Genomic DNA, 12,232 nt, shown 5'->3' with positions numbered 1-12,232 from the left:
GGAAAGTTGCCTGGCCAGTGCCACCAGTGGCATGACAATCAACGACCTTCCATCCTCTTACTTTCTGCTGTGTTGACTGCCAACACACGCTACAATGCGACTCGGCGGCAGACAAATTGCGGGCTAATCCTCGTTCCAAGTTAGCCATATTCACAGCATTAGTGCTACTCTGCTCTTACGAGCGAGCGAACCCTCTCCGCCTGTGAGAATAATAAGATGGTCAACAAGTTACAAGTAAGCGGCAACTAATAATGTAATTTATTTACATAAATCCATCCACCTATGAAAGGCAAGAACAAACCCACATCCGTTGACATCGCTCATCTAGCTGGCGTGTCGCAGCCCACGGTCTCCCGAGCGCTGCGAGACAGCCCCTTGGTAAGCCTAGAGACGCGCAAACGCGTACAGCGTATCGCGCGCGAACTGAACTACAAGGTAGATGTTAATGCGCGCAACCTACGCTCACAGCGCACCAACACGCTCGCCCTGCTGTTGTTTGAGGACAGCGACGAGCATGAAGCATTTATAAACCCGTTCTTTCTTTCCATGTTGGGCAGCATTACTCGTGCCTCGGCGCAGCATGGCTATGATTTACTGATTTCGTTTCAACAGCTCAGCGACGACTGGAATGCGGAATACGAGGATGCCAACAAAGCCGATGGCATCATTTTTCTAGGCTATGGCGATTACCCAAGCTATATCGAACGCATTTCCAAACTCGATCAGGAAGGCGCTCACTTCGTTACCTGGGGACCGGTGATCAAAGACCAGCCTGGGTTGTTTATCGGCAGCGATAATGAACTCGGTGGCTACCTTGCCGCCGACCATCTGATTCGCATGAATCACACGCGGATTGCTTTTCTGGGCGACCAATCGAATGATTATCCAGAGTTTCGTGACCGATATGCTGGGTACTGCCGTGCCCACGCGGAACACGGCCTCGAGGTGGATCCTCGCCTGCGCGTCAACGCGTTCTTTTCTGAGGAATGCGGTTACAAAGCCGCTCACCAATTAGCCATGAGCGGCGTGGAATTTACCGCCATCAGCTGTGCCAGCGACTTGATTGCCATTGGCGCCATCAAGGCCTTACGTGAGCATGGATTACGCGTGCCACGAGACAAAGCCATCGTCGGTTTTGATGACATCCCCACCGCCGAACATCTGGCACCATCGCTGACCACCATCCAACAAGACACCTTCGCAGCAGGTCAAGCTCTGGTGGAAAGCGTGATTCGCTCCATCAACGGTGAGCCGGCAAAATCAATTCTGCTGCCCACACGCCTCGTGGTGAGAGACTCTTCTGGTGCCAAAGTTCAGATCAAACAGTAAGCACTCAGTCGTCGTGCTTCACAAAACTCATTGCCAGTGCAGCCACCACCCATAAGCCGGCCGCCAAGCCGAGGATGTAGATTGGTTTATCAGGGAACAGGAAGCGCGACGCCAGACCCAGCAAACTGGCTGCGACCAGCTGGGGAATCACAATAAAGAAATTGAACACGCCCATGTAGATACCCATCTTATTGGATGGCACAGAGTCTGACAGAATAGCGTAGGGAATCGACAAAATTGAAGCCCACGCAAAGCCCACGCCAATCATTGAGACCAACAACCAGTTTGGATCTTGAATGAGGATCATTGATGCAAAACCCAGCGCGCCCAGTAGGAGGTTAACCTGATGGGTCAGCTTCAAACCGCAAATCCGCACCATCATGGGAATCAACATCGCCGCCAGAATAGAGAATGCATTATAACCAGCGAATAACATGCCAACCCAGTCGGCACCTTGGTTGTAGGCTTCACTCAGCGGGTCGCTACTGCCAAAATGGTGTGAGGTTACCGCGGGCGTGGTGTAAATCCACATCGCGAACAAGGCAAACCAAGAGAAGAACTGCACTACCGCGAGCTTACGCATAGTGGTCGGCATTAACACCACACTCCGGCATGCCGCGTAAAATCCGTTACTGCGACCCGCCGCTTCCAACCGCGCAGAGTACCATTGAATCAACCCATAAATAGCGATTCCGATCGTCAGGATATACAGTTGATACGCCCAGTTAAAACCGTAGATAGCAGCCGTACTTAAAGCTCCTGCCAAGACCCAAACCATCGCAGACGAAACTGAAAAAACCGCTTGCCCGTCCACTTCATTTTGCGCTTGCACAGCTTTCGCGGCATTTTCGGGCTCAGCGAAATTCGCCAGCTCCGCAGGGCTGTATTCCCGCGTGCGCAGAATCGTCCAACCAACCGCCAGTGCCACAGCGGCGGCACCGAGATAAAACGAATAGCGCACCGAGTCTGGAATCTGACCTTCCGGCGCGGTGTTTGCCACATCCAAAAGGTTGGTAAATATCCATGGCAGCATCGAGGCTACCACCGCACCGACGCCGATAAAGAATGTCTGCATCACGTAGCCGAATGTACGCTGCGAGCTGGGCAACATGTCTCCGACGAACGCACGAAACGGTTCCATCGTGACATTGATCGACGCATCCAGAATCCATAACATGCCCGCTGCCACCCAAAGGGTTGGTGAACTCGGCATTACGATCAACGCCAGCGTGGTCAACAATGCGCCCCAGAAGAAATACGGACGACGTCGCCCTAGACCGTTCCAGGTTTTGTCACTAAAGTGACCAACTATGGGTTGCACAATCAAGCCGGTCAACGGTGCTGCAATGAACAGCAGCGGGATGGCGTCCATGTCGGCGCCCAAGGTTTGAAAAATACGACTGGTGTTAGCGTTCTGTAACGCAAAGCCAAACTGGATACCCAGAAAGCCAAAGCACATATTCCAGATTTGCCAAAAGCTTAATGCCGGTTTTTGTCGTTGATTTACGGACATTGGTTATTCTCCTCAGCAGTGCGCTGTGCTCACAGCAGCAGGCGGTTTATTGTTTTAGTTCGACAATCATCGTGGTTTTAGCGGGAACCGAAATGCCCGTCGCCAATTCACCGGTGGCCTGCGTTAATACATCCTGCCAGCGAGTATGCGCGCCGAGCGTCTCTTTGAAGCGCGCCGTATTGATTTGCTTAGTTTGCTCGTTCTTATTCATCAACACCATTACCACGTCATCCTTGTGGACTCGAAAATACACATACACGCCATCTTTCGGCACGTAGTGCACCAACTCTCCCGAGTGGATAGCGACGCTGTGCTTACGCCAATTCAGCAATTCGCGAACCGTATTCTGCATGTCGAGCTGCGCTTGGGTAAGGCCTTGACCGGTGAATGCGTTTACCGTATCTCCGACCCAGCCACCGGGATAGTCACTGCGAATCACGCCGTGGTCGTCGGTACCGGTATTATCCATCAAAATCTCGGTGCCATAGAACAACTGAGGGATACCGCGAATGGTAAACAAAAACCCAAGCGCCATTTTTGTCAACGCCACATCCTGCTTGAGCCAGGTGTGCACGCGGTTCATATCGTGATTATCACTCAACACCACGAGGTTATCGGCATCTGGATACTGAAAATCATTCGCCAGCATGACATGCAAACGCATTAAGCCTTTGCGGTCGGCTTCGGGTTCAGTTAAGGCTTGAATTAGCGCTTCCTGCAACGGAAAATCCATCAAACTTGGCGAACCGGCATCAAAACCATCCTGGTTTAGTTTGCCGCGCTGCCAATAAGCGACAACGGCCGGATTGGTACTCCATTCTTCACCAACAATATTGAGGTTGGGGTATTCGGCCAAAATGCGCTGATTGTAATCACGAGTGAAGTGCTTGTCCGCATACGGCAAAGTGTCGACTCGCAAACCGCTCAAACCGGCATACTCGATCCACCAAATGGTGTTTTGCACAATGTAATTTGCCAGCAGCGGATTGGATTGATTCAGATCCGGCATGCTCGGTACAAACCAGCCGTCGTTGAATTCCCGACGCTCACTTTCTGGCGCATAGGGATCCTGGATCATTTCATGCCGATGCGAGGTTTGGGTAAATTTCCCCTCATTATGAATCCAATCTTTACTTGGCAGGTCGCGCATCCACCAGTGCTCGGCACCAATGTGATTGGGAATGCTGTCCATGATTACACCAATTCCGAGTTCGCGAGCACGAGCTGTCATGCTTAGCAAAGCTTGATTTCCACCCAGGCGCGCATCAACTTGATATAAGTCACTGATGGCGTAGCCATGATATGAGTACGTCGCCTCATTGTTTTCCTGAATTGGATTCAACCACAACTGAGTGATACCCAGGTTCGCAAGGTATGCCAGGTTTTGCGTTATTCCCTGCAGGTCTCCACCATGCCGTCCACCAGGGTGCGACCGATTGGGCTGTTCGGTTAAGCCAGCGACCGCATCGTTGTTCGGGTTGCCATTAGCAAACCTGTCCGGCGTCAGCAAATAAACCACATCTTTGGATGAAAAGCCGGCACGCTCTGCCGATCCGGCAGCACGCGCGTTGAACGTATAACGAACCGTTTGCTGTGCGCCGTCATCCAATTCAAACCGGAGCGCTGTGTTGGCCTCACCCTGCTCAAGTTCCGTTGTCAGATCAACAAATATATAGTTGGGATTGTCTGTGGTGTGGACGTTTTGGACAATAATACTGGGGTTCGATGACGTAACCGTGGCTTTGCCAATACTCTTGCCGTAAACCATCAACTGCACCGTCTGCTCGGCCATTCCAGTCCACCAGAACGGCGGTTCGATGCGGTCAATTAGACTTTCCGCGTAGGCGGCTCGAGTCAAACTAAAAATCAAAATCGCGATAAATAGGGTCTGGACACGTGCTTTATGCATCTTATGGTCTCCTGCAATAGTGGTTGGTGGTTATGCAAGGTGGCAAGTCTGTTTCATCATCAAACAATTTCTCGCTCGGGTAAATATGCCTTGGAGCTTAAAAAAAATCCCGCTGCCTCAATTGGTAAACGGGATTAACTCGAAGGGAGCTAGAAAATAATGAGAATGGATAGTTAAGTGAGCCGTTGCGGGTTTGTCAGTCGCTTTCTCATGCTTGCCTTTTCCAAGATCAGGCTTAGCACGGAATCCCAATAACAACTTTCAGTACGCCGAATACCAACATTGCACGCACAACTTAGCCAAATTGCATCATCACAGCTTACGCACAGTTGCTGCAGGCTGAAAGTCGTTACATACGTATTCATCACTTGCAACCCACGTTACATACGTATTCAAAGCCTTGGTATCTCCCCATAATCAGCTTATCGCACTACTATGGAGCGCATAAGGTGGAGAAGCACTCGCGGTTGACGGTGATTCGCGGTATTACCGCTGCCAGCCCCCAATAATCGGCGAGTCAGGAAACAAAAGAACTATAAATTGTTGTGAAAAATGTATCTTTAAAGTCAGGCCACAGCCTGTCAATAACTGAATCCAACGCGACCCAAGCGCAGCACGAATGGTGGCGCGGTGCCGTCATTTATCAAGTGTATCCGCGCAGTTTTTGCGACACCAACGGTGATGGGATTGGTGATATACAAGGAATAATAAAAAAACTCGATTACATTGCCGAACTTGGCGTCGACGCGTTATGGGTGTCTCCGTTTTTCAAGTCGCCTATGAAAGACTTTGGTTATGACATCAGCGACTACCGCGATGTTGATCCAATCTTCGGAAAGCTCACTGATTTCGATGAACTGATCGCCAAGGCCAAACAACATGGGCTCAAGATCGTGATTGACCAAGTGCTCAGTCACACCTCTGACCAACATGCGTGGTTTCAAGAAAGCAGTCGCTCGAAAACAAACCCCAAAGCAGACTGGTACGTTTGGGCCGACGCCAAGGCCGACGGTTCGCCACCCAACAACTGGATTTCAATTTTTGGGGGCTCAGCATGGGAGTGGCACGAAGGTCGACAACAGTACTATCTCCACAACTTTCTAAAGTCTCAGCCCGACCTCAACTTCCACAGCGACGCACTGCGACAGCAGATCCTGCACGAACTCGAATTCTGGTTACAGCGCGGCGTTGATGGCTTTCGACTGGACGCGATTAATTTCTGCTACCACGACCAATCACTACGAGACAACCCATTCAAGCCAGTCGAAAAACGTACCGGTCGCGGGTTTTCTCCTGACAACCCTTATGCTGCGCAATATCATCTTTACGACAACACACAAAGCGAGAACATCGCTTTTCTGGAGTCGGTGCGCGCCTTGCTCGATCGTTATCCTGGCACAGTGACATTGGGCGAAATTAATTCTGAAGACTCCCTCAAAACGCTGGCTGAATACACCCAAGGCAAGACTCGATTGCACATGGGGTATAACTTTGAATTGTTGGCTGATGAGTTTTCCCCGCATCACTTTCTGCACACCGTCGGCGCGCTTGAAGAAGTAATTGGCGAAGGCTGGCCATGCTGGGCCGTTAGCAACCATGATGTAACACGCGTAGTTTCGCGTTGGGGTTCTGGCAAGCACAATAATGACTTCGCCAAAATGGCACTCGTGCTCGCAGCCAGCTTGCGCGGCACGCTCTGCGTGTATCAAGGCGAAGAACTCGGTTTTACTCAAGCCGATATTGCGCGCGAGGACTTACAAGACCCGTTTGGTATTGAATTCTGGCCAGACTTTAAGGGGCGCGATGGGTGTCGCACGCCAATGGCCTGGGACACCTCATCGACCAATGCCGGCTTTTCAGATGGCAAGCCGTGGCTACCTGTCGACGACGCCCATCGCCGCAACAATGTCAGTGTGCAACAACAAGACCCTGAGTCAGTGCTGAATTTTTACAAACAGTTCTTACAATGGCGTCGCACCATGCCCGCTTTGGTGAGTGGTGAGATCAATTTGAACACCAGCTCGAGCACCGATCAACTGCTGGTATTTCGGCGCACTAACCATGACACTGAGATTCATGCCTGCTTCAATTTGAGCGATTCTACAGCCGTTTGGAACGCGGCCGCTGGTAGTCAAATTGCACTCGGCAATGGCGCTAAACGCAACGACAATGGCACTATCGAGCTAGGGCCATATGGCTTCGCACTCTGTATCTAACTTAGTGGGGCAACCCTGCGCGTCACTGATGTCGTCGGGGCGCAGGACCGTACCGGGTTTCCCGCTGGCAGGTTTGTCGTCTGGCAACCGTGACCGCCTGTGCAAAGGTGGCTTCGCTCACCAGGTGAGCGCGATGCTGTCAAAAACGAGGAATTAAAAAGAGAGAAAACAGCATCCTTGCTAACAACACGTCCATTCCACGAAATCGTTGTCACTGTCTAAACAGTTGCATTCTCTTAACATCTCCGCACCATGCAATTTAGCGCTTGACCGGAGCACGCGATGATGTCTGTGTCATCGCATGTTTTTTTAGCTGGCTTTTGACAGCTCCAGGTCTACACCCAACTCCAACATCCGGTTGGCGGTGTCAATCATGCGGTTCGAGAAACCCCACTCATTGTCATACCAAGCTAGAATCTTAACCATGTCGCCAAAGACACGCGTTTGCGTTACATCCGCAATGCTGGACGCTGGGTTGTGATTAAAGTCGCTTGAGACCAACGGCAATTCATTGGTTTTGAACACGTCTTCTTTGGTGGTCGCAACCGCTTTCGCTAAGATTTCATTCACTTCTTCGACAGTGGTCTCACGTGACACCGTTACCGTCAAATCCAATAAGCTCACATTCAAGGTTGGAACTCGGACAGATAAACCATCCAGCTTGCCATCCAACTCAGGCACTACCAAGCCAATGGCCGCAGCAGCACCAGTTTTGCTCGGAATCATTGAGTGCGCAGCAGCGCGCGCGCGACGCAGATCGGTGTGATAGACATCGTTTAAACGCTGATCGTTAGTATAGGAGTGCACGGTATTAGCCAAGCCTTTCTCAATGCCGAGTGACTCATGCAGAGCCTTAGCAATCGGCGCGAGGCAGTTGGTGGTGCATGACGCATTTGAAACAATGCGATGCGCTGGTGTCAGCACATCGTCGTTAACGCCGTACACAACGGTGGCGTCCATATTTTTACCTGGTGCAGAAACCAATACTTTCTTCGCACCCGCGTCAAGATGGGCACTGGCGGCTTCGCGGGTAGTGAATAAACCGGTGCATTCCAGCACCAGATCAACGCCCATTTCGGCCCAAGGTAAATCAGCTGGGTTGCGTTCAGCCAGCACGCGAATTTTGTCGCCTGCAACAATCAAGTTGTCACCATCAACGCTGACGCTCGACGCAAACTCGCCGTGCACAGTGTCATACTTCAATAAATGGGCATTGATCGCCGCCTCACCCAAGTCGTTAATAGCAACCACCTGAATTTGATCATGCTTGCGATACTCGTACATCGCGCGAAGCACGTTCCGTCCGATACGGCCAAACCCATTAATCGCAATTTTATACATCCTGATACCTGCTCTTAAGTGCGTAAGGTTTTGTTGACGCGAGGCGCTCGAATCTGCGTTCTGCTCAACAAATACCGAGTTAAAGTTGTGCGTTTTGGTGAACTCGCCACCACGCTATAAGTCAAAGATTAGCACAGACTGTAAGTTAATTACAATTTATTAGTTAAAAAACCAATTTTCTGTAATCTAGCTACATAGAAAATATCACGCGCAGTGGCCCGAAAACTGCATGGAATCGCATGACTTTCAATTTAGCCTGATAAATACAGGATATTCGGCTATTATTGAAAGTTAATTACAAAAATGCGACCGCGTGTCACATACCGTGAGAAGGGGACCAGCATGCAAGCACAGACATCATTACTTCAGCTAATGAATAGCGACATTGTTCGCCTGAGCAAATCCGACCGTAAACTGGCGGTGATTATTCAAGCTGACCCATCATCGGTAATCCATCAGTCGATCGCGTCTCTTGCGTCTGCGGCCGAAGTGAGCGAACCGACGGTAAATCGCTTCTGCCACAAACTTGGCTGCGATGGCTATCCGGATTTTAAACTCCGGCTCGCACAAGAGATTTCATCCAATGGTCAACTGTTCGTCGAGAACCTGAGTCGCGATGACGATAGCTCGATGGTGATCAAAAAAATCATGACGTCGATTCAGGGCAGTATTCAGTCACTTGCAAATACGATTAACCCAGACGTACTGGACGCCGCCGCCAGCGCAATTGCTAAATGCAAAAGTGTGCATTTTTTCGGAATGGGCGCGTCCAGCTCGGTTGCCTTGGACGCACAGCACAAGTTTTTTCGCTTTGGCATGCCGGTAATCGCACACACCGACTACATCAACCAGCGTATGGCCTGCTCAATGATGGACAGCGACGATGTCGCGGTATTTATCTCATACACTGGGCGCACTGATGCCATGATCATCAATGCCGAGCTCGCAAGAAAAGGGGGCGCCACGGTCATCGGCATCACGTCCCAATCATCGATTCTCGCTGGACAATGCAAGTATGTGCTGAACGCCGTAACGGCCGAAGACACCGACCTGTTCACGCCCATGACCTCGCGCATTATTCATCTAGCCGTCATTGATATGCTGGCGACCACAGTGGCACTTAAACTTGGAGACCGCGTCGAGAAGAATATCAAAGCCATTAAAAAGAATCTGGCCGCAACTCGAACCGATCGAGCACAATAGCACTTCCAGCTGCTCGACACGCCACTATGGAAGGACGACCTTATAAAATTGGTTGCAGTGTCATAACAGCCTTTAACATCGGTAGAAATCTGAGCGATATCAACCCGTTAACATCGCACTAAAGGCAACATCATCGTCTAACTATAACTTTGGTTTAGTGGTATTGCCCTAGCCGGTGATGCACAATCGTAGACAGAATGAACTAGAGAGGATGGATACGATGAGCGATTCTTCGCTTCGCAATAAGCAAACAATGCCGCGCAGTCTCGAGCAGGAGTTTCTAGTCCTGTCGCGAAACAACTTGCGCCGCAACCCTCTGCCCGTGTTTATCGGCTTGATTGTGATTGCGACCGCCGCCATTGGTGATTCCTCTGCTGGCTGGGTACTGGCTTGGCTGACCTTATCAATCCTGGCGCTGTTTGGGCGGGCTTGGTGTATTCGCTATGTACTGCGGCAGGATCGCTATCGCGAAGCGCAGCGCCTGCGATTTATTTACTGGTTGAGCTTCGCGAACGCCGTGATACTCTGCTTGTCACTGTTTTTTTTTCCTAACATGAGCGTGGTGGACGCCGTCTTGGTGACCTTGGTAATGGGTTACCTTGTGATTGGCGTGGTGATCACCAATGCCGGGTTTATGAAAGCCACAGCACCCTACGTGACCTTGGTACTCTCATCCCTCGCGTTGATGTGGTCAGTGTTTCCGCCATCGGAGGGGCAAGGCGTTTGGAAGGTCTATGTGCTTAGCTCGTTTCTTGTTTTCATGAACTATGCATTGCTAAGCATCTCAAAAGAAATCAATCACTTGTTTCGTAACTCCGTCGAGATGCGACAAAAATACGCCGATATTAATCATCGCCTCTCCGAAACATTGGGCGAATCTCAAGCAGCAAATGCCGCGAAAACGCGTTTTCTCGCGGCCGCGAGTCACGACCTACGTCAACCGGTACACACGCTCTCGCTACTTACTGCTGCGCTGATCTCACGCAACGCCACCAGCGATAATAATGATGAGCGAATCACCGAAATCACGGGCACCATGGACAAAGCCCTGCATAGCCTCGCTGTTCAATTGGATTCTTTACTCGACATTTCAAAACTTGATGCGGGGATTGTCACTCCAAACTTGTCGGATACCGACGTCACCGCCACGGTGCGCCGTCTTAAGTCTGAGTTCTTACCTTTTGCGACTGAAAAAGGACTCACCATCCAGATCGAAACGCCGGACCGAGCCCCTGCGTACACCGATCCGACCTTATTGGAGCGACTGTTACGAAATCTGTTAGCCAACGCGATTAAGTATACGGAGGCAGGCAGTGTGGTGATCAGCGTGTGGTGCGAAGACGACGTTATCGTCAGCGTGAAAGACACAGGCATCGGCATCGCTAAGGATCAGCAAAAGCTGGTATTCGAAGAGTTTTATCAAGTTGATAATCCACACCGTGATCGCAGCAAAGGCCTGGGCCTTGGGCTGTCGATTGTCAGTCGCTTATGCACTCTGTTGGATATACGCCTCACGCTCCGCTCTGCCGTCGGCCACGGGACGGAGTTTATTCTACATCTCAATCGTGGCAGCGATACCCTCACTCAGGCCCACGCAAACAAACCGAGTTACTCGTTTAATCGACTGCGCGTGCTGGTTGTCGATGATGAGACCGATATCCTGCTTGCGACCCAAGTGTACTTAGAAGCCCTCGACTGCGTGGTACTCCCGGCAGAAACCATCGAAGAGGCGATTCAAATCGCCAAAACCGATTCGCCAGAACTCGCGATTGTGGATTTACGACTACGTGATCACACCAGTGGGATTGATGCGCTGCAGGGCATTCGCAGCATTCATCCGAATATTCCCGCCATTTTGGTTACTGGCGACACCGCACCGGACCGCCTGCAGGAAGCGTCCCAAGCACGCGCCAAACTGCTGCACAAGCCGATTTACTCAGAGCAACTGCAAACCGCAATCCGCAACGCCTTGCAAAATGGGGCGGCAGGCTAATCGCCGGCTAAAGACCAAACTTAAGCTTGGCAGCCATGTAGACCGCCTCGGTGCGATTCTTGACGTCGATAATTTTATAGGCCATCGACAAATGCGCCTTGACGGTACCTTCGGCAATATCAAGTTCGCGCGCGATCACTTTGTTGGACTTGCCCTTAATAGCACCGGTCAAGACTTCAAATTGTCGTTTAGATAACTGCGCCACTTGCGAATGATTCAAGGGCAAATCCCCCTCCATTTCCATAAACGGATTGGTGGCCTCAGTCATGGCGGGTTTGGCTGCGCGCGCAGCGAATCGGGACTCCACATCGGAGTCGGCGTACGCAATGGGTGGCAAATATGTGCCACCAGCCAAAATAAGCTTTAGCGCCGCAATCATAATATTAGGCGTCGACGACTTCGGTATAAAGCCAGCGGCACCCGCGTCGATCGCACCACGGATAATATGTGGATTGTCCTCACTCGACAGCAACACCACAGTGATCGAAGGAAATGCCTGCTTCAATTGCTGTAACGCACTAAACGATCCGGCACTGTCGGGCAGATGATAATCGAGCAGCACCAACTCTGTGCTCGGCTGACAGACGCGCATCGCCTGCTCAAACGTCTCTGCTTCAGAAATGTCCAGCGCCTGATCAAGCCCATTCAGCAAGTAGCACAAACCACTGCGAAATAAGGCGTGGTCATCTACTAATAAAATCGCTAATCCGGACATATCTCGTTACGCT

8 protein-coding genes are annotated in these 12,232 nt (G+C 51.0%); 4 read left to right on the top strand and 4 right to left on the bottom strand.

Annotated elements, in window-relative coordinates; all coding sequences use genetic code 11:
• Window positions 1–282 precede the first annotated feature (282 nt).
• A complete protein-coding gene (locus IE055_RS06700) occupies window positions 283–1,329 on the top strand; it encodes a LacI family DNA-binding transcriptional regulator (protein WP_189399248.1) in 1,047 nt (348 codons plus the stop codon).
• Window positions 1,330–1,333: 4 nt separating this feature from the next.
• Here the strand turns inward: IE055_RS06700 and IE055_RS06695 are convergent, their stop codons facing one another.
• Both IE055_RS06695 and IE055_RS06690 read right to left on the bottom strand, forming a co-directional pair.
• Window positions 1,334–2,842, bottom strand: coding sequence for an MFS transporter (locus IE055_RS06695; protein WP_189399247.1), 1,509 nt, complete (start codon window positions 2,840–2,842; stop codon window positions 1,334–1,336).
• Window positions 2,843–2,888: 46 nt separating this feature from the next.
• Complete coding sequence (locus IE055_RS06690; RefSeq protein WP_189399246.1) at window positions 2,889–4,751, bottom strand: glycoside hydrolase family 13 protein; 1,863 nt, start codon at window positions 4,749–4,751, stop codon at window positions 2,889–2,891.
• A gap of 584 nt (window positions 4,752–5,335) precedes the next feature.
• Between IE055_RS06690 and IE055_RS06685 the strand changes: the two genes are divergently transcribed.
• Window positions 5,336–6,967: an alpha-amylase family glycosyl hydrolase gene (locus IE055_RS06685; RefSeq protein WP_189400274.1), complete on the top strand. Its 1,632-nt coding sequence runs from the start codon at window positions 5,336–5,338 to the stop codon at window positions 6,965–6,967.
• 309 nt (window positions 6,968–7,276) lie between these two features.
• Here the strand turns inward: IE055_RS06685 and gap are convergent, their stop codons facing one another.
• On the bottom strand, window positions 7,277–8,308 hold the full coding sequence (gene gap / locus IE055_RS06680; RefSeq protein ID WP_189399245.1) for a type I glyceraldehyde-3-phosphate dehydrogenase: 1,032 nt from the start codon (window positions 8,306–8,308) through the stop codon (window positions 7,277–7,279).
• 372 nt (window positions 8,309–8,680) lie between these two features.
• Here gap and hexR point away from each other — a divergent pair, with 372 nt between their 5' ends.
• Window positions 8,681–9,511: a transcriptional regulator HexR gene (gene hexR, locus IE055_RS06675; RefSeq protein ID WP_189399244.1), complete on the top strand. Its 831-nt coding sequence runs from the start codon at window positions 8,681–8,683 to the stop codon at window positions 9,509–9,511.
• 220 nt (window positions 9,512–9,731) lie between these two features.
• Window positions 9,732–11,504 carry an ATP-binding response regulator gene (locus tag IE055_RS06670; protein WP_189399243.1) on the top strand — a complete coding sequence of 591 codons (1,773 nt, stop codon included), beginning with the start codon at window positions 9,732–9,734 and terminating at the stop codon, window positions 11,502–11,504.
• A 7-nt stretch (window positions 11,505–11,511) separates the two neighbouring features.
• On the opposite strand, the gene IE055_RS06665 is transcribed toward IE055_RS06670, so the two are convergent.
• Window positions 11,512–12,219, bottom strand: coding sequence for a LuxR C-terminal-related transcriptional regulator (locus tag IE055_RS06665; RefSeq protein WP_189399242.1), 708 nt, complete (start codon window positions 12,217–12,219; stop codon window positions 11,512–11,514).
• Window positions 12,220–12,232 lie beyond the last annotated feature (13 nt).

Source organism: Arenicella chitinivorans, from assembly GCF_014651515.1.
Classification (GTDB): domain Bacteria; phylum Pseudomonadota; class Gammaproteobacteria; order Arenicellales; family Arenicellaceae; genus Arenicella; species Arenicella chitinivorans.
The sequence above is the reverse complement of the archived record's forward strand: the minus strand, read 5'-3'. Positions and strand labels throughout refer to the sequence as shown.

Bases quoted from the DNA above. Each gene is read 5' to 3' on its own strand.
- IE055_RS06700 (WP_189399248.1), top strand. From the start codon at position 283: ATGAAAGGCAAGAACAAACCCACATCCGTTGACATCGCTCATCTAGCT.
- hexR (WP_189399244.1), top strand. From the start codon at position 8,681: ATGAATAGCGACATTGTTCGCCTGAGCAAATCCGACCGTAAACTGGCG.
- gap (WP_189399245.1), bottom strand. From the start codon at position 8,308: ATGTATAAAATTGCGATTAATGGGTTTGGCCGTATCGGACGGAACGTG.
- IE055_RS06670 (WP_189399243.1), top strand. From the start codon at position 9,732: ATGAGCGATTCTTCGCTTCGCAATAAGCAAACAATGCCGCGCAGTCTC.
- IE055_RS06695 (WP_189399247.1), bottom strand. From the start codon at position 2,842: ATGTCCGTAAATCAACGACAAAAACCGGCATTAAGCTTTTGGCAAATC.
- IE055_RS06690 (WP_189399246.1), bottom strand. From the start codon at position 4,751: ATGCATAAAGCACGTGTCCAGACCCTATTTATCGCGATTTTGATTTTT.
- IE055_RS06665 (WP_189399242.1), bottom strand. From the start codon at position 12,219: ATGTCCGGATTAGCGATTTTATTAGTAGATGACCACGCCTTATTTCGC.